Origin of the sequence: Moorena bouillonii PNG (assembly GCF_001942495.1) — a bacterium.
Taxonomy (GTDB): Bacteria; Cyanobacteriota; Cyanobacteriia; order Cyanobacteriales; family Coleofasciculaceae; genus Moorena; species Moorena bouillonii.
This window is the reverse complement of record NZ_MKZS01000001.1, coordinates 8,184,303-8,201,308: the sequence shown is the minus strand read 5'-3', so window position 1 is coordinate 8,201,308 and position 17,006 is coordinate 8,184,303. Positions and strand designations below refer to the sequence as shown.

15 protein-coding genes are annotated in these 17,006 nt (G+C 46.8%); 9 read left to right on the top strand and 6 right to left on the bottom strand.

Features of this window, described 5'->3' with window-relative positions; translation table 11 throughout:
- Both BJP37_RS33525 and BJP37_RS33520 read right to left on the bottom strand, forming a co-directional pair.
- Positions 1 to 1,249 (bottom strand): ABC transporter transmembrane domain-containing protein (locus BJP37_RS33525; RefSeq protein ID WP_075905538.1); only part of this gene is annotated, 1,249 nt, incomplete at its 3' end.
- Between the two features lie 117 nt (positions 1,250 to 1,366).
- The gene (locus tag BJP37_RS33520) at positions 1,367 to 1,783 is read right to left on the bottom strand and encodes a DnaJ family domain-containing protein (protein ID WP_075905536.1); all 417 of its coding nucleotides are present in this window, start codon (positions 1,781 to 1,783) and stop codon (positions 1,367 to 1,369) included.
- Between the two features lie 291 nt (positions 1,784 to 2,074).
- Here BJP37_RS33520 and BJP37_RS33515 point away from each other — a divergent pair, with 291 nt between their 5' ends.
- Entirely contained in the window at positions 2,075 to 4,420 is a 2,346-nt protein-coding gene (locus BJP37_RS33515) for an aminotransferase class III-fold pyridoxal phosphate-dependent enzyme (protein ID WP_075905534.1), read from the top strand.
- Positions 4,421 to 4,635: 215 nt separating this feature from the next.
- On the opposite strand, the gene BJP37_RS33510 is transcribed toward BJP37_RS33515, so the two are convergent.
- Positions 4,636 to 5,214, bottom strand: a complete 579-nt coding sequence (locus BJP37_RS33510; RefSeq protein WP_075905532.1) for an MATE family efflux transporter — start codon at positions 5,212 to 5,214, stop codon at positions 4,636 to 4,638.
- 350 nt (positions 5,215 to 5,564) lie between these two features.
- On the opposite strand from BJP37_RS33510, the gene BJP37_RS33505 reads away from it, so the two are divergent.
- The 7 genes from BJP37_RS33505 (at position 5,565) to BJP37_RS33475 (ending at position 12,075) form a co-directional block, all read left to right on the top strand.
- On the top strand, positions 5,565 to 5,891 hold the full coding sequence (locus tag BJP37_RS33505; RefSeq protein ID WP_075905530.1) for a hypothetical protein: 327 nt from the start codon (positions 5,565 to 5,567) through the stop codon (positions 5,889 to 5,891).
- Between the two features lie 708 nt (positions 5,892 to 6,599).
- Positions 6,600 to 8,873, top strand: coding sequence for a TOMM precursor leader peptide-binding protein (locus BJP37_RS33500; RefSeq protein WP_075905528.1), 2,274 nt, complete (start codon positions 6,600 to 6,602; stop codon positions 8,871 to 8,873).
- 119 nt (positions 8,874 to 8,992) lie between these two features.
- Positions 8,993 to 10,138 (top strand): amidohydrolase family protein, encoded by a 1,146-nt coding sequence (locus BJP37_RS33495; RefSeq protein WP_075905526.1) that lies wholly within the window; start codon positions 8,993 to 8,995, stop codon positions 10,136 to 10,138.
- A 98-nt stretch (positions 10,139 to 10,236) separates the two neighbouring features.
- Positions 10,237 to 10,686: a hypothetical protein gene (locus BJP37_RS33490; protein ID WP_075905524.1), complete on the top strand. Its 450-nt coding sequence runs from the start codon at positions 10,237 to 10,239 to the stop codon at positions 10,684 to 10,686.
- A gap of 45 nt (positions 10,687 to 10,731) precedes the next feature.
- Positions 10,732 to 11,643 (top strand): IS5/IS1182 family transposase, encoded by a 912-nt coding sequence (locus BJP37_RS33485; protein ID WP_075905522.1) that lies wholly within the window; start codon positions 10,732 to 10,734, stop codon positions 11,641 to 11,643.
- A complete protein-coding gene (locus BJP37_RS38035) occupies positions 11,612 to 11,800 on the top strand; it encodes a hypothetical protein (RefSeq protein ID WP_075905520.1) in 189 nt (62 codons plus the stop codon). The genes BJP37_RS33485 and BJP37_RS38035 overlap by 32 nt, the downstream gene beginning before the upstream one ends.
- A 56-nt stretch (positions 11,801 to 11,856) precedes the next feature.
- Complete coding sequence (locus tag BJP37_RS33475; protein ID WP_075905517.1) at positions 11,857 to 12,075, top strand: hypothetical protein; 219 nt, start codon at positions 11,857 to 11,859, stop codon at positions 12,073 to 12,075.
- 33 nt (positions 12,076 to 12,108) lie between these two features.
- On the opposite strand, the gene BJP37_RS33470 is transcribed toward BJP37_RS33475, so the two are convergent.
- Both BJP37_RS33470 and BJP37_RS33465 read right to left on the bottom strand, forming a co-directional pair.
- Complete coding sequence (locus BJP37_RS33470) at positions 12,109 to 12,351, bottom strand: NfeD family protein (RefSeq protein ID WP_075905515.1); 243 nt, start codon at positions 12,349 to 12,351, stop codon at positions 12,109 to 12,111.
- 395 nt (positions 12,352 to 12,746) lie between these two features.
- A complete protein-coding gene (locus BJP37_RS33465) occupies positions 12,747 to 13,895 on the bottom strand; it encodes a hypothetical protein (protein WP_143727927.1) in 1,149 nt (382 codons plus the stop codon).
- 28 nt (positions 13,896 to 13,923) lie between these two features.
- Here BJP37_RS33465 and BJP37_RS40530 point away from each other — a divergent pair, with 28 nt between their 5' ends.
- Positions 13,924 to 14,100 (top strand): hypothetical protein, encoded by a 177-nt coding sequence (locus BJP37_RS40530; protein ID WP_158069878.1) that lies wholly within the window; start codon positions 13,924 to 13,926, stop codon positions 14,098 to 14,100.
- A gap of 216 nt (positions 14,101 to 14,316) precedes the next feature.
- Here the strand turns inward: BJP37_RS40530 and BJP37_RS33460 are convergent, their stop codons facing one another.
- Positions 14,317 to 16,725 carry a DUF8189 domain-containing protein gene (locus tag BJP37_RS33460; RefSeq protein ID WP_229415540.1) on the bottom strand — a complete coding sequence of 803 codons (2,409 nt, stop codon included), beginning with the start codon at positions 16,723 to 16,725 and terminating at the stop codon, positions 14,317 to 14,319.
- Positions 16,726 to 17,006 lie beyond the last annotated feature (281 nt).

Genomic DNA, 17,006 nt, shown 5'->3' with positions numbered 1-17,006 from the left:
CAATACGCCGCCGCAAACCCGATAAAGGCAAACCTTGCAATGGCTCACCACCCAGACGAATCTGACCTACCTGCGGATCGTAAAAGCGGAAAAGCAGCCGGGCAATCGTGCTCTTACCACTCCCCGTCCGCCCCAACAGCGCCATCCGCTCCCCTTTCTGCAGCCCAAACGTCACCCCCTGCAAAACAGGTTGTTCCCCATAGGCAAAAGCGACATCGGTAAACTGGAGATAAGCTGGGGAAATGGCAGCATACCCGGTTTCATCTCTGGTGCCTAGCAAGCTCTTTTCACGTAACAGTCCGCGTATCCGCGACAAACTCGCCCTGGCCCTTTGCAAGGTGTCCAGCTCCCGCACAAACGCCCGCAAATTGACGACCACCAAGCCCAGGTAATGAAAAACGAGATAGACCGTGCCTAGCGTCACGTCTCCCTGCAGATAAAGATAGCCACCCAAAACAAAGATTAGCGCATAGCCAAAGATATGGAGCGCGATGTAACTCCCATGCATGCTCCAGCCCAGAAAACGGGCCTTTCGTGTCGCTTGCAAAACCTGCCAATGAAGGGGGCCTTGCTGATTGAGGACATAGTCAACGGCCCCATTGCTCCGCAAATCCTCCGTTGCCAACAGATGCTCTTCCCAGAAACCACCCAAATCAGCTGTCGCCTGTCGGTCCTTGATTATCGCCTCAACCGCCAAATGCCGAATGCGATAAAAGATGATCGCGATCACAATGACAAACGCCAGGACACCTAATCCGATTAAGCTGTCTTGCCAGAACAGAACAATCAACAATCCAATCAATAACAAAGCATTGCCAATAATCCGTACAACTAAGAGAGCGAAAAATTGATGTAAGGTGCCGACATCACCGTCTACTCTCTCGATAAGCTCGCCAGCGGTATAGCGATTATGGAATCTTAGATCAAGATTGAGGATGTGCCGGGTCAGGTCAGAGCGCAAGGCGTTGGTGGCTGTCCAACCTACTATCTCTGCCTGATAGCTGGTCATCACCGAAAATAGTTGAGCCACCGCGATTAGGCCGATGAAGCCAAGGGCCATCAGGTAGAGTCCGTTTAACGGTGCTCCGGCCCGCGCGTCATCGATAAATTGACCGAGGATTATGGGTGCATAAAGTTGTAGAGCGATGGTGATGAGTAGCAGGCAACCGAGGAGGCCCACACGTCGCCATTGCGGGCTGAGATAATGGCGCAGGAGCGTGAGGTCAGGTTGGCTGTTGTGCGCGGACATTCCCGGAACCGTTCCGGTAGGGTGTGAAGACCGGCCGGTATCGATAAAAAACCTCTAGACTAGCCTGAATAACAAAAAAGACCCTGGCGGGGTAGGCCAGGGTCTCTACTATATTCTTTAGATGCCACTTAGGCGACGCATCTTAACCAGCTCTCGCTCGACGTTGATTTCAACGAGATGAGGTATGCCAGGCGGCGTCTTTAAATTGTAGGTTCGGATGTTTTGGTTAACACGGAGGATGCTCTCGCGGAAGGTTTTTTCCGCCTTGAGCCAGCGTTGGTCACGGCGATAATTGCCTTCAACCAGTTGCCAGGAGCGATTGACAGCTTTCATTGTGCGCTCAATGTCTGCCTCAATCTCTTTGCGCTCATCAACCCAGCTGGGTGTAAAACCAGCTTGCTTGAGAATATCAAACGCGAGTGCTTCGTCACCGGCGAAAGCGTTGGTAGCCAACTTAATTGGTTGACCTTGGCCGGGCAGGTTATCGAATGCACCTTGTTTTTGAGCTTGCTGAATATGTTCATCAATGTTCATGGGTAACTTATTCCTTTGCCACAGCTGAGTGGGTGCAACGGCGGCGTAACAAGCAGCCCTGGGTGGGCCTGGGCGGGCGTGCCCTCATCAATCATTGGAAACGTTGATTGTGATATAGTTCACAATGCATTGTGAAGATTATCACAAGGGTTACTAACTGTCAATGAGAGATGATTTACTTTTGTCGCGGTGAGGGGTTCCTACCAACCCGACGGGTCTACCCCGACCCGACGGGTTTTGATTGGCTAAATCGGGTGGGGGGCAAGTAAAATCCCCGGAGGAGAAAACCCGATGAGTCAAAACACCCTAAAATTCCTTGATCGCAACCAACCCCAATTCCCTGAAGCGTTTGCCAAGCAGCTAGCCCTAACCCACTATGGTTTGGAAGGCACCTTTGCCCCCCTTTATAGCGAACGGGATCAGAATTTTCGCATAGAGAGCGAGTCTGGGGATAAAGTGGTTTTCAAGATATCGAATTCGGCTGAATCGATCGAGGTGATTGAGTATCAGACCGCGGCGTTACGTTACCTGGAAGAGCAAGATCCGGAGCTGTCTGTGCCCCGCGTGATTCTGACAAATGGGGGCGAGCCATTCACGATGATGGAGGGGCCGGATGGAACGAGCCATATCATGCGGGTGCTGAGTTACGTACCTGGAGATATCGCCGGAAGCGTACCTCGCTCGATGGCTCAACGGCGTAGCCTAGGACGCTACCTTGCTCGACTAGATTTGGCTCTACGTGGCTTCTTCCATCCCGCCGCCCGGAATGAGCATCCCTGGGATTTGACCCGCTCCACAGCTTATTTACCCCATGTCGACCATGTCCCTGATCCTGAGGTGCGTGAACATATTCGGGCAATTCTCGAGCACCACCGGGACGTCGTGCTACCGAAGATGCGTACGCTTCGTCATCAGGTCGTTCATGCTGATGGCCACGGGCGCAATTGCCTCATCGATCCAGCCGACCCGGATACGATCACCGGCCTGTTGGATTTCGGCGATATGGTGTTTGCGCCGCTCATTGTTGAACTGGCAATCGCTAACGACGTGGGTGGGTTGGACGCGGATGCCGCCGTTGACGTCATGGCCAATATGGCGGCTGGTTTTGATGAGGTAATGCCTTTAGAAGAAGCGGAAATCGACCTGATTTATGATTTGACGTTGACTCGTCTGGCAGCCACCTCTGTCATCATTGCCTGGCGTCGGGCAGAAACGCCCGAACAGGAAGGTTTCCATACGGATGATGAGGCCAAATATTGGCACGCAATGGTTGAATTGCGTCGACTAGGTCGCGATGAAGTAAGCCGCCGTATCCGTAAAGTATGCCGCTTCCCGAGTTATGTAAGTGAATCGCTTTCTGACGAACGCTCCCAACTTATTGGTCGTCGGCATGGTGTTCTGGACCCCAGCTTGCGCCTTTTCTATGCAAATCCGATTCATGTTGAGCGGGGGCAGGGCCCATGGCTTTTTAGCCCTAGCGGTAAGCGTTATCTAGACGCATACAACAATGTCGTTTCGGTTGGTCATTGTCACCCCCACGTCGTTAGGGCTGTGTCGCGACAGATGGCGGCCCTCAACACGAACACTCGTTATCTTTACGAAATCATCCTGGATTATGCAGAGCGGTTGACGAGTACGATGGGGGACAATCTGGCCGTTTGCACCTTTGTCAACTCAGGTAGCGAGGCGAATGATGTGGCGTGGCGCTTTGCGCGGCATTTTACCGGCCGGTCCGGCGGCCTCATCGTCGAAGGGGCTTATCACGGTATCACCGGTGACATCGCAGACTTCTCCCCGGGACGCTCTGGGGCCATCTTGGCGCCCCACATGGAAGCATTTGTATCACCTGATCCGTATACGGGACCTTACGGTTATGACGCACCCGATGTAGCGTCACTCTATGCTGCTGACTCGGACCGGGCCATTGAAGATATGCGGGCAAAAGGGCTTGAGCCGGCCGCTTTCATGATCGATAGCTCTTTTGTGAGCAATGGCATTCCGGGGGTACCGGCCGGTTACCTACAGAAAGTGACCGAGAAGGCACGGGCTGCCGGTGCTCTGATTATTGCCGATGAGGTACAAGCTGGGTTTGGTCGTTCCGGGACGCACCTCTGGGGACATCAGGCGCAAGGGATCGTGCCGGATATCGTGACTTTGGGTAAACCAGTGGGCAATGGCTTCCCGCTTGGAGTCGTCATTACGCGACCGGAGATTTTGAACGCCTTTATGACCGCGAAAGGGCTGTTTAGTACCTTCGGTGGCAACCCTGTCGCCTGTGCCGCCGGTAACGCTGTGCTCGACGTGATCGAAAATGAAGGTTTAATCGAAAATGCCGGTGTAACGGGCAAGTTAATGGGCGAGGGGATATCGGCGCTCATGGATAAGTACGAGATATTGGGTGATGTTCGCCAGCGCGGTATGTTGGTCGGGGCTGAGCTGGTCAAGGACCGTGAGAGTCGGGCGCCAGCTACCGAAGAGACGGTACGCCTATTGGATCTGCTCGTGGAGAATGGCGTTTTGGTTGGAAAATCGGGTGTAGGTGGCAATGTCCTAAAGATTCGACCGCCACTGGTTTTCCGGCCAGAGCACGCTGAGATTTTCGTTGATGCGCTCGACCGGTCGTTGGCGTCTCTCTGAAACAAAATTGAGTTGCTGCAAGGCCAGTAGCTTATTGGTTCGATTATGATGATATGACTGACTGGGATGGTCCCGGGTCTAATCCTACTTGTTGGCTTGCTAACTGCTGCTCGATCCAACAATTTCAACTTGGATTTCGAGCTATGCCAACTCGGCCAATGCCTGAACTGAGGGCTGACTGTCGTTCGCTGGCAGAAGTAAGTAATTGAGAGGGGCTAGCTGGTTGGTCTTATGGGGGCGAGGAGGATGAGGCCGGCGAGGTTGGCAAGGAGGCCGGTGGCGACCATGGTCCAGCCGATGTTGATGAGGGCGGAGCCGGTGATGACCATGCCAAGAAACATGAGTATCACAAGCCCGAGCAGGACATAAACGAATGTTGCTCTGTCCAGAGAGAGCGCGTAGTTTAGCCAGATGTTGACGCCGGCAAAGAGCGTGGTTGCTAATCCCACTAGCCCGAGTAGCTGTCCTGGATTGCGGTAGCTGTCCGTGAAAATCGTTTCCACAATGAGACCCGGATATAAGAAGTAGAGCGCGGTGACGATGAGCCCGGGCAGGATCGTGACGGCCAGAGATAGGAAGAGAATTGGCTGAGGATTCTGGCCTAATGCCTGGCGTTGTGTCACCTTGGGAAATAGCACCAAACCCATCGCCAAGGGAACAAAGAGATTTATCTTGCCCAGGGTGACAACTGGTCCGTAATTGCCGGCAACATCCGGATCAAAGAGCCGCTTCACAACCAGCGCATCCATATTGGCAATGAGGGCGAACGCGCCGAGGCCCAGCAGGGTTGTCACAAATTCATAGGTAAAATAACCGACATCTCACCCTAAGGATCAGTTACTCCTAATCTCCCTTACTTGGTGTAGTGAAACGGGCACCTTGCCTAGGCATAATCAAGATTTAACCATGGTTTCGGTAGGTTTGATTTGTCTTGGGTCAACCATGATATCCCTGATCAAATTCCTAGTTGTCTTGCTTAACTATCTGTATAATTACTTACCCCATTACTACGGCGGACTAATTTTTAGGGTTTGTTAGAACTACTTGTGTATTCTTGAAGTTGATAAAACGAGTTGATAAAAACTTCATTCAAAAGACTCCAAGAATACAGTTTGTACAGGATAATTTGTACCGGAGAATCAACATGAAATTGAGCGAAAATTGGAAAACCCTAGAAACCACTGTTTCCCAACTTGTCGCCAAAGCCTGGCTCGACGATGAATTCCGTAAGCGCTTTGTCAGTGCTCCTGCGGACATTCTTCGGGAAGCTGGACTAGTGGTAGAAGATTTCGTGAACGTGGTGGTGAATCAGGGCTCTACTGGGGCTCCAGCCCTTACAACCGCTGATGGCGGGGCAATGATCTATGAAATCAATCTCCCTGCTAAGCCCAGCGACCTCACAGATGCACAGATTAGTAGTTGGTTCGAAGAGACGGTAATCGATGACTCCGCCGTTCCTGGGTGCTGCTAAAATCCCTAGTGGCTTTAGGGAAAAGTAGATGACTACCCCGAAGAGGTCTGAACAAACAGTCTGAACAAACAGTCTGAACAAAAACATAAAGTCGCCATCGACTTTAGGATAGGAAAGCCCTATCGGGTAAACGCTTTATTAAGCCTGATTAAACCAGGCCATGGTCAGCGATTACCCTAATAGAGCAACCAGATACAAACCTATCAATTTTTATCTCTAACCGGCTTTACCTCTGACGGGGGGGTTAGCTACCGCCAATCTGGACTGGTAACGGGCGTTTTATACCTGCCCGTTGCTTAGTCCCTTATTTGGATAAGTCTTAGTTGGCTCAGATTGAGTATCGGTACACCTACTCAATCAATTCCACTTCATCAAACCGACTCGATCAAACCGGGCTAGTCATCTTAAGCTAAGCCCTAGACTTCTAGTTTACCATGTCTTGCTTAAATTATAGCAGCCTTAAAATTTAGCAAGTCCGGTAAATTTTATCAACTAATTACTATATTACAGGGCTATTGATTTATTGTCAAAGGTTAGCCCGCTGATGATGCTGCCATAGTTAAGGCTGCTGTGAGAATTTTTCTTCCCTGTGCCCTATTCCCTATTCCCTATTCCCTATTCCCTATTCCCTATTCCCTATTCCCTATTCCCTGTTCCCTGTTGCCTTTGCGATAGTATGCCTCCCTAGAGAAAAGAGAAAAACTAACCATGCTGAACAAACCTAAATTTAAACCTTGCTTTCATATCGAAGATGTGGAATCGGTTGGTGTCTTTCTGCTGTCCGAGTCAGAGTATTTTGTTCTCAATGGTGATCTTTATGAACAATTAGCTCCTTTAATTGATGGCGAGCATTCCGTGGAAGACATGGTTAACCTGCTGCAAGGCCAAGCCTCCACGGCTGAGATTTACTATGCTTTGATGCTGATGGAAAAGAAAGGCTATATCGTGGAAAACGATAACCCGATGGCCTCAGATATGCCATCAGAGGTAGCAGCTTTCTGGAATTTTCTGAATGTTGATCACACGACAGCCACCAGCCGCTTGCAATCTACTAAGGTTTCAGTAACTTCCTTTGGCACAGTTCCAACCCAACCCTTGATCGCGATCCTGGAATCACTCAATATTCAGATGGCTGAGGAGGGAGACATTGCTGTTGTATTAACCGATGACTATCTCCAAGTCGGTCTTGATGAGTTCAATCAAAAGGCTTTACAGTCCCAGCGTCCGTGGATGCTGGTCAAGCCAGTGGGCAAAATGATTTGGATTGGTCCGATTTTCGATCCTGGAAAAACTGGGTGTTGGGAATGTCTAGCCCAACGGCTGCGAGCCAATCGCCCCGTGGAAGATTTTCTGCGCAAACATCGCCAACCTAATAGTATATCGACGGCTTTCCCAACTTCTCGCTCTTTACTACCGTCTACTCTAGACACTGGACTGAATCTAGCGGCTACTGAAATCGCCAAATGGATTGTTCAGGGAGACCATCCATCCCTCAAAGGGACTCTGGTCACCTTTGACACCATATCCTTAGAAACCAAAAATCACACTCTGGTCAAGCGTCCTCAATGTCCTGCTTGTGGCGACTCAAGCTATCTAGGAGATAGAGACCCCTTGCCAGTTTTATTAGAAAGCCGGAAGAAAACCTTTACAGCTGATGGTGGACACCGTTGTGTTTCACCAGAAAAAACCCTTAAGCAATACGAACACCACATTAGTCCGATAATCGGAGCAGTTAGAGGAATTAGTAAAGTTTCTAAGTTAAAAAGCGATTTGACCCCTACCTATATAGCTGGACATAATTTTGCCAGCATGTTCGATAGTTTATACTTCTTGCGGAAACACTTGCGTGGCAGAAGTGCTGGCAAAGGACAGACTGACGCTCAGGCAAAAGCCAGCGCCCTTGGGGAAGCGATTGAGAGATATTCTGGTGTGTTTCAGGGAGACGAAATTCGACGCAAAGGTAGCTACAAGAGTATGGCGGATGTGGCTATTCACCCCAATGCTTGTATGCTGTTTAGCGATCGCCAATACCAAACCCGCCAGGACTGGAATCAAAGCTGTCCGAGCTTTTTTCAAAAGGTTCCAGAACCCTTTGATCCCGAACGAGAGATTGAGTGGACACCGATTTGGTCTTTGACTGACAAAACATTTAAGTATTTACCCACAGCTTACTGCTATTACGGCTACCCAAAACCCTCTAAACCAGATTGTTGGGCAGACTCCAATGGTACTGCTGCTGGCAACACCAAAGAAGAAGCAATCCTACAAGGATTCATGGAGTTGGTAGAGCGAGATAGTGTAGCGCTGTGGTGGTATAACCGCCTCAAACGACCAGCTGTGGATTTAGACAGTTTTAACCAACCCTATTTTACAGCTCTTAAGGAGTATTACCATTCCCTCAACCGTGAACTTTGGGTACTCGATCTCACTAGCGATTTAGGGATTCCGGCCTTTGCTGCTCTTTCCAGGAGGATTGATCAACCTGTGGAAGATATCATTTTTGCTTTCGGTGCTCATTTCGACCCCAAAATTGGGATTATGCGATCGCTAACGGAATTAAACCAGATGCTTCCAGCGGTTATATCCATAGCTCCCGATGGCAGCACCAAATACAACTACTCCGATGAGTTAGCTATAGACTGGTGGCGAATGGCTACCTTAGAGAATCAGCCGTATCTGATACCGGATGAAAACACTACTCCAAAACTCTACAGCGATTATTCTCAACTGAGCAGCGATGATCTGCGAGACGATGTTCAAACCTGTGTAGACATTGCTGCCAAGCAAAGTATGGAAACCCTGGTTCTAGATCAAACCCGTCCCGATATTGGACTCAATGTTGTCAAAGTGATTGTCCCTGGTCTGCGACACTTTTGGAAACGGTGGGCTCCCGGAAGACTTTATGATGTGCCAGTACAGATGGGTCAGTTACCACAATCCCTCAACGAAAACCAACTCAACCCATTTCCGATTTTCTTCTGATCAGCAACAAGTTTCCCAACATCTAACCTTTTTGAATTAAGAATTAAGAATTAAGAATTAAGAATTAAGAATTAAGAATTAAGAATTAATTCTGACAGACAACCTTCAATAGAAAAACAATGCTGAAAGACTATCAAATTATTGATGCCGATGGCCATGTGAATGAACCGATAGATATGTGGGAGAAGTACCTGGAACCTGCATTTAAAAATCATGCACCCTATCGAGATCAACCCTCCCAAAAGGATGGGGTTGTGAAAATTGATATCTTTTCCCCTCCAACTAAGTATATGAGAGTGGAAGGTGAGACAATTTATAATAAGATATCCGATGCTGTCTGGGCTGAAGGAATTAAGGTAGCAATCCGGAACAAGGCTACCTATAATAAAAACCTAGGCTCTGGCCCAGAATCTCAGGTCAAGGCCATGAAGCAGATGGGTGTGGATATTTCCTTTCTGTATCCAACTACAGGATTGTGGATGTTGGCGATCGATACTATGGATCCGCCACTGGCAGCAGCACTCACCCGTGCCTACAACAATTGGTTACGAGACTTTTGCAGCTATGACCCGCAACTATTGAAAGGAGTAGGAGCGATTAGTCTACACGACCCCAGCAACATGGTGTCGGAATTACATCGGATCGCAGAGTTTGGCTGGAAAGCTGTCTTTGTCCGGCCAAATCCGGTTAAAGGACGACTGCTCAGTGACCCGGCCTATGAGGCATTTTGGACGGAGTGTGAGAGGCTGGGCATAGCAGTTGGCATTCATGAGGGTAGCCATGCTCGATTACCGACCACTGGATCAGATCGATTTAATACCCGTTTTGCCATGCATGCTTGCTCTCATCCCATGGAACAGATGATGGCAATGTTGGCACTGATCGAAGGGGGAGTATTAGAGCGTCACCCCAATCTCAGAGTAGCGTTTCTTGAGTCCGGTTGCGGTTGGCTTCCCTACTGGCTGTGGCGGCTAGATGAAGAGTACGATCAACTGGCCTGGGAGGTGAAAGACCATGTAAAGATGAAGCCTTCAGAGTATTTCCGTCGCCAGTGCTTCATTGCCATTGAGCCAGATGAGCCTTATCTAGCTGATATTATCAAGTACATCGGTTCTGATAACTTGATCTTTGGTTCTGACTACCCTCACATAGACCACAATCCCAAGATTATTGAAGAAATGGTAGGACTTCAGGACAAGCTATCTCAGAAGATAGTGCAAAAGATCCTGTGGGATAATCCTATGCGTTTTTATGGTTTGGGGTGAAGAGTTATTAGTCATTTTAAACTTGTTAGATTAAAGCTTATCATAAAAATGGCGATACCCGCTTTATTGATCAGCTTATACGGCATAAACAATCAAAAATGACAACCTTACAAGCCCGTAAACTCTCCCTGAAGGATGTTCACCATTTGCTAGGGATTAAACCCCTGTACAACGGCTTATTTGCACCACTACTTACCCTTGAACCCCTTACTGAAACTGAACAAGAGGAACTTGTTAACATTCAGGATGAATTTAGGAACTATTGGCTCGAAGGTAAGGTTTCCGAAGGACAAGTACGCCTGGTATCAGTTGCGCCCTTGTTACGTTTAGCAGGTTTTCATCGCCCTCCCATTAAGCTCAATGTTGAGGAAGAAATTGCCCGAATCTACATCGAAGATGAGGATACTTACATCACTGGGCGCTTCGATATTGTTGCTGTCAACAGACAAGGGCAACAAGCTATCCCGTTGTGGATTTTGGTAGTGGAGAGCAAAAATAGTGACGTTGACGTATCAACAAGACATCTCCATAATACCTTAAAATTCTAAAAATAGAGTATAATGGAAGGAATTAGTCATAGATAATCTGGAAAAATGAGCAATTCTACTTGGGAATATATTCAAAAACACCCTAAACAAACAAAAAGGTTATTAGGAATTAATTATGAGCAATTAATAAAACTGATAGAGCAAGGAAAGCTTATAGCTAAAGAAAAACAACAAGAGAATGAAAAAACTAAAATTAGACTTATTAAAGCAGGAGGTGGTAATCATCCCAAATTATCTGAGGAAGAACAAATAATTTTGATGTTAGTTTATCTGAGGCATAACTTAAGTTTTCAACTTTTAGGTTTGCTTTTTAAAGTAAGCGAGTCAACGGCTCATAACTTATTTAATTATTGGCAAAAAATATTTCAAGAAGCCTTACCACCAAGTCGGTTAGAACAAGTAAAAAAGTTCCCGGAAGAAGTAGAACAGATTAAGGAAGAATTAACCAACTATGAATTGATAGTAGATAGTTCAGAGCAAGTCATCGAGAGACCTTTAGACTACCAAACCCAAAAGAACTATTATTCAGGTAAACAAAAAAGACATACTTTTAAAAGTCAGTTTGTGGTTTTACCAAAAGGACAAGAAATTCTTGATGTAGTTGTGGGAAAACCAGGGCCAATGAGTGACCTTAAAATATGTCGCCAAACTTTAAATAAATTTGATGAACACCAATTTTTTAGTGGAGATAAAGCTTATGTAGGAGAAGCGCAAATAACTACTCCGTCTAAGAAACCTAAAAATGGAGAATTAACTGATTCACAGAAAGCCGATAATAAACTTTTATCAAAATCGCGAATTTTCGTAGAGCATTTGATCAGAAGAGTGAAAATAGTTAAAATTATTCAAGAAAGATTTCGTTTAACTAAAAAGCGTTATGAATCGGTAATATTAACTGTTTGTGGCTTAGTAAGATTAAGAAGCGATGCAGCGCGGTCTTGGGGGTTTCCCCCATGAGCGACTGCATCAAGACATTGGCTCTCTAATTTTAAAAATAATAGAATCGGCTGAATGTGGTCAAGTAATTGACATTGTAATGACTCATAATTTTACTCCAAATTTGGATAATGAGACTCCAAAACCTGATGAAATGGTTCCTATGGCTAAATTTTGAATCAGTTATTGACCCCCTTAGTTTGATTGCTGTGACTTGATTACAGATTATTGGAGATGTCTACAGGTTTACCGCAATTACTGACTTATGCTTTCAACAGCCTAGAGCATCAAGAATTTGTTTGGGGATTAGCCACTAATGGTCTGGTTTATCAGTTTGTTTATATCCATCAGGGTAATCCCCAAACTTATCAATATATGCCGATTTTAAACTTGTTTGAAAGCGATCGCGCCATGGTTATACTCCAAGTTTTGAAAGGGATTTGCAAACTTTAGAAATAGTACACTCTACGGTATTGATACACTGATTTAATTCAAAGAACTAGGTTCTACAATCAGGGTAATGTTATCAATCCCAGTTACTTCAACAATATCCCCAGGGTTGAGAGTGATGGCTTGTGGACATTTAGCATTCCAGTAGCTGGCTCGGAAGTGTACACGTCCGCTTTGATTGGGTTGTATGGCAACTTTAACAGTAGCTTCTCCTTGCCAACGGTTAAGGGTTTGGCTAGGGGAGGTTTGGGCTTGATGACACCGAAATAGTTTAAACATTGTTAGTTATCTATCAATACAGCAATTCTACTGAGATCTGCTTAATCTTGAGATAGTGATGTATAGCGTTTCCTAGTAAGCGTGAGGTACATCTAAATTTTCTTCCTTAACCAATAACGAAAGTACCTCACCCGATTGAGAACTGCTATATTAACTTATCAGTGACTTTGGAGAGAATTATGAGTAATTTGAAAATAAAGTCAATCAAAAGGTAAAAAGGAGTGTGGTGAAGCGTACAAAATTCTGTGCTTGAGTGGAAGTAGGTATAATCAGCATATTCGGTAAACCATGACCGATTATCTCCGAATCAAGGCAAAAATTCGGAAAAGAAGGATAATTGTTAATTGTTAATTAATGAACATCCAAGACTGATGAGTAGTCAACCGAACTCGATATTATCTATTCCTGTCCACTGGTGGAAATGTTTCAGTCTTAAAGCGAATCTTAACCTGACCAATGATGTCTGTACTCATAGTCACTGCATCGAATGAACTCTCATTCACTGGCTTAACGGTGAGTTTATTGTGACTAGCACCAGCAGAAACGTTACCCGATCCTGCTACCGCACGACCTCTGATGTAAGGGTTGGTTTCTTGATACTGATACTGGTTTTTTCCTGTTGTTTGTTCTTCAGTAGCAGTCACATTGAAGGTGAGCTTCGAGACAATTTCCCCATCAGTTACTACAATCCGTGCCATTCCTTCCCGTGCTATTGCCCGCAGATGCTCTATCATATTAGTCGCTAGTAACTCACCAATTTTCGAGCGAATCTCTTGGACTTGGCTAGTGAAGAATCTCTCCTGATTCTCTTGGATGGTAAGTGTCAGAGGATTTGTAAGATTAATGGTTTCAGCTTCTAGAGCTTGAGCTACTTCCCTTAAGAGGTGATTGGCTGGCTTTTCTTGAGTACCAGTGTTGGGGTTAGCAGGGATAGTTTTAAAGGTATAGTTGGGACGCACAACTGTACCTCCGGGACCATCAGGGTAGTGTTGGACAAGATGGTCAGTAATTTGGGCATCAGAGACATTCTCAGCCTGGAACTGAGCCAGAGTTTTAGCGAGATTGGCTACAAGTTCCCGATAGGCTTCCATCTGCTTGATAGTTGCACCCATGATAGCGTCGAATGCACTGTTGATCAGCCCAGCAGTAAACTCAGTAAAGCCTAGCTCTTGAACTTGCTTTGCCCCACTGATACCACACTCAACTGCACTATTATTAGTATTAGTATTATTATTATTCATTGGGCTAACACCTGTTGCCAGTGGGCTTTGACATTGAGGGTGTTCAGCAGCTATTTCCTTAAGGGTATCTCCCATCACCGTAGCAACCTTTTCCCGCACTAATTGCAGTTCTTGGTTACTTTTAACCTGCACTAAGGCTTGATCCACTACGTCATTAACCAAGGTATTCACACCATGCTCAATCGCTACCTCTGTGGGCATACTTTGATCAATAGTTGACCCAGTTGACCCATCTTCTCCAGGCATTTTTACGAGAATCGGCGACCTTGGGTTTTGATTGATCAAGTCTGTGCTTTCCATCATATCGAGTTGGGTTGAATACTTATAATTATTGGTTAATAGTTACATAAAAATTGTAACTGAAAAAGTAAGCATTCAGCTGTCAGATATCAGTTTATGCGCTACGCGCACGCTACGCGAACAGCTATCAGTTTTCAGCCATTGGCCATTGACCTTGGCCAAAGACTTTTATCCAGACTGGCAATTGGATAAAATCTCGAACTATTAAATTCTCCTGTTTAAGGTTTATTTTAAGCATTAGGCTGACGGCTGAATGCTGACGGCTGAATTCTGAAAGTTTGATGCTGTTTGATTAGGAAAGGAAAAGGGCAATCATACAAAAATGACAAGGGCATCCCTGGAAAGTGATATCATTTTCCAGGGATGCCCTTTGCCCTTTGTCTTTAATTCTTTACCTTCACTTCCTTAATTAGTAATCTTGATATCAACCCATCCACTTGTGGTGCAGAGCATGATCACCAGCGGCGACAAAAACATCAAGGCGGTCAGCTCCCCAAGATGCTGCTGCTACCCCAGCAATGCTGTAACCACCTAGGTTTTTCCAATTTTTCCAGGCAGAACCATCCCAGGAACGGCAATAGACCTTGCCCATGGATCCAATGACGAAACAATCGAGCTGGTTGACTCCCCTGGAGACAGCGGCTACACCATACTGACAGTAGCCTCCCAATTTTTCCCATGGACTCCAAATGGAACCATTCCAGGTCTTGTAGTATAGAGCGCGATCGCGACCAATGGTAAAGATAGCGATATGGTTTGGACCCCAAGACAGTGCTGCGGGTGCAGAAATAGAGTAGCCTCCTAAGTTTTCCCAGCCGCGCCAAGCCGAGCCATCCCACCATTTGTGGTAGACGGCGTGGTCAGTACCAATCAAAAAGGTGTCAATGCGGTTAGGTCCCCAGGAAGCAGCCGCTGGAGCATACAGGCAGTAGCCGCCTAAATTTTCCCAACCACGCCAAGAGTCGCCATCCCACCACTTGCGGTACAGGGCATTATTGCTACCAACCACAAAGGTGTCAATGCGGTTATTTCCCCAAGAAACCGCTGCGGGTGCAGAAATAATGTAACCCCCTAAGTTTTCCCAGCCGCGCCAAGCGGAGCCATCCCACCACTTGTGATACATAGCGTGGTCAGTACCAATCACAAAGGTGTCAATCCGATTAGGTCCCCAGGAAGCAGCCGCTGGGCTATATAGGCCATAGCCGCCTAGATTTTCCCAGTCACTCCAGGTATCTTCACTGGGGCGAGGGCGGGGTGGGGGAGTTTTGATTTTGTCAAAGGCTACCTTGGGCTGAATAATGCCAGCACCGGAATGCTGATCCCATCCCTGAGAACCAATATTTTTAGCAGTACTCTCCAGGAGTTTCTTAACTTCCTGCTGAGTCAAGCTCGGCTTGGCTTGCTTGAGCAAGGCTACTACTCCAGCAGCAATTGGTGTGGCAGCCGAGGTACCGCTATCAGAGGGGAAGTAACCCCGGAAGTGGGTGATGGAACAGAAGTCTGGCTTTTTAGGGGACAAAGCCGCTGGTCCTTGGCTGCTATAGCCAACAAACTGTTCATTTTTGTTAACTGCGCCCACTGTCATCACTAGGGGATGACCATTCGCGCCCCAGATACTTTTACCAGGACCGACATCTGAGGCACAACGACCATCAGGACAGGTTCCACCACAGTTACCAGCGGCAAACAGAACTAGAATCCCTTGATTGATCGCTTCGACAACTTTACGGGTGAAGGGATGGTTTGGGTTTCTGGCATAAGTCTTATCCCACTGTTCCTGGTAAATTCCCCAGCTATTGGTGAGAATGTGGGGTGTGCCGTCAATTTTATACTGCTTGATTGCCCAATTGAATGCAGCCAGGGCGTTAGAGATAGCATTCCCTACTAGGGGAAAGTCATAGAGCTTGGCTTCTGGAGCCATACCCAACACGTCTGTAGCGCACATATTGCCATGTTCCCCCCAGCTGCGAGCTTGAGTCCCCCATTCTACTGTGCGGTGGTAGCCACCAATGACATTGCGAATTCGCTTGGAGGGTTCTCCGGGACGAACAGGACGACCAGCTGCTGTAATTCCCCCATCAACGACACCGACAACAATGCCTTGACCTTTATAACCAGCAGCGTGAATTTGATCAACCCCAAGATATTTGGCTACGTCCGCCATAGTTCCCTTAGCAGCCCCAGGGCTACAGTCACAAGAACCGATAGGACAGCTACCAAACCCTGCCATCGGTTCTACCATGGGATACTCTTGCTGTAGGGTGGTAGTGCTGAAGGGTTCGATCGCGGTGTCTTGCCAGACTTTGATGACATTAGGTTGGGCTTCGAGGGCGGCAATTTGGTTTTGAGCAACTTTGCCCTTGACAACGATCACCTCTTGATTAGATGCTTGGAGCTGCATGGCCAGTTCCGGTGTCTCAGGCTCCATCGATACTGGCTCGTAGTCATAATCGATTTGGAAGCTAGGAACCGTGAAACTTCCTGCCATGTGAAAGAAGTTAGCCCCTTGACCCTTAGGTGCTCGCATTTCTACCAGCACGTTCTCCATAGGACTATCTGGAACAGATGAACTCATTGGCACTGCTGTGGGTATATTGCCTTGAAATGATACAGCATTCATGTCAAAGGATGACATCTGGTCATCAGCCATTTCTCCTAATGACATGCCATTGGTAGCTGCTCCACCATTGGTCATACCTGGAACCATTGGTTCGTGACTTTCTATGTTTTCCATTCTGCTAATTTCTGATGATGTTTTATAATTTGCTCGATAGAGAGGAGTTTGTCTTGGCTTTTGTTTCAGAATCAGGTTGATGTGAGTGTTTCTGAGCAATACAGTCAACTACCCATTGACCCTGAAGAATTCCAGATTTTTTTCCAAAGTTTTTGTAAAGGTGATATACTTCCGTTATAGCTCAGTTGCATTGCTGCAGTAACTGCTGTGAAGAGCAATGGCTTAGTCAAGACACCTGGATCTTGTCCGATGGCTAAGCAGAGCACATCTAGATGGTAGGGTGGGGTAGTTCAGGATTTTGTAGTAAAATATAGGATATAAGGCTTAGGGCTACCAAATTTAACTGAAAATTAATTTAAACAGGGGCATTCAAGGTCAAG

Bases quoted from the DNA above. Each gene is read 5' to 3' on its own strand.
- BJP37_RS33520 (WP_075905536.1), bottom strand. From the start codon at position 1,783: ATGAACATTGATGAACATATTCAGCAAGCTCAAAAACAAGGTGCATTC.
- BJP37_RS33515 (WP_075905534.1), top strand. From the start codon at position 2,075: ATGAGTCAAAACACCCTAAAATTCCTTGATCGCAACCAACCCCAATTC.
- BJP37_RS33505 (WP_075905530.1), top strand. From the start codon at position 5,565: ATGAAATTGAGCGAAAATTGGAAAACCCTAGAAACCACTGTTTCCCAA.
- BJP37_RS33500 (WP_075905528.1), top strand. From the start codon at position 6,600: ATGCTGAACAAACCTAAATTTAAACCTTGCTTTCATATCGAAGATGTG.
- BJP37_RS33495 (WP_075905526.1), top strand. From the start codon at position 8,993: ATGCTGAAAGACTATCAAATTATTGATGCCGATGGCCATGTGAATGAA.
- BJP37_RS33490 (WP_075905524.1), top strand. From the start codon at position 10,237: ATGACAACCTTACAAGCCCGTAAACTCTCCCTGAAGGATGTTCACCAT.
- BJP37_RS33485 (WP_075905522.1), top strand. From the start codon at position 10,732: ATGAGCAATTCTACTTGGGAATATATTCAAAAACACCCTAAACAAACA.
- BJP37_RS38035 (WP_075905520.1), top strand. From the start codon at position 11,612: ATGCAGCGCGGTCTTGGGGGTTTCCCCCATGAGCGACTGCATCAAGAC.
- BJP37_RS33475 (WP_075905517.1), top strand. From the start codon at position 11,857: ATGTCTACAGGTTTACCGCAATTACTGACTTATGCTTTCAACAGCCTA.
- BJP37_RS33470 (WP_075905515.1), bottom strand. From the start codon at position 12,351: ATGTTTAAACTATTTCGGTGTCATCAAGCCCAAACCTCCCCTAGCCAA.
- BJP37_RS33465 (WP_143727927.1), bottom strand. From the start codon at position 13,895: ATGATGGAAAGCACAGACTTGATCAATCAAAACCCAAGGTCGCCGATT.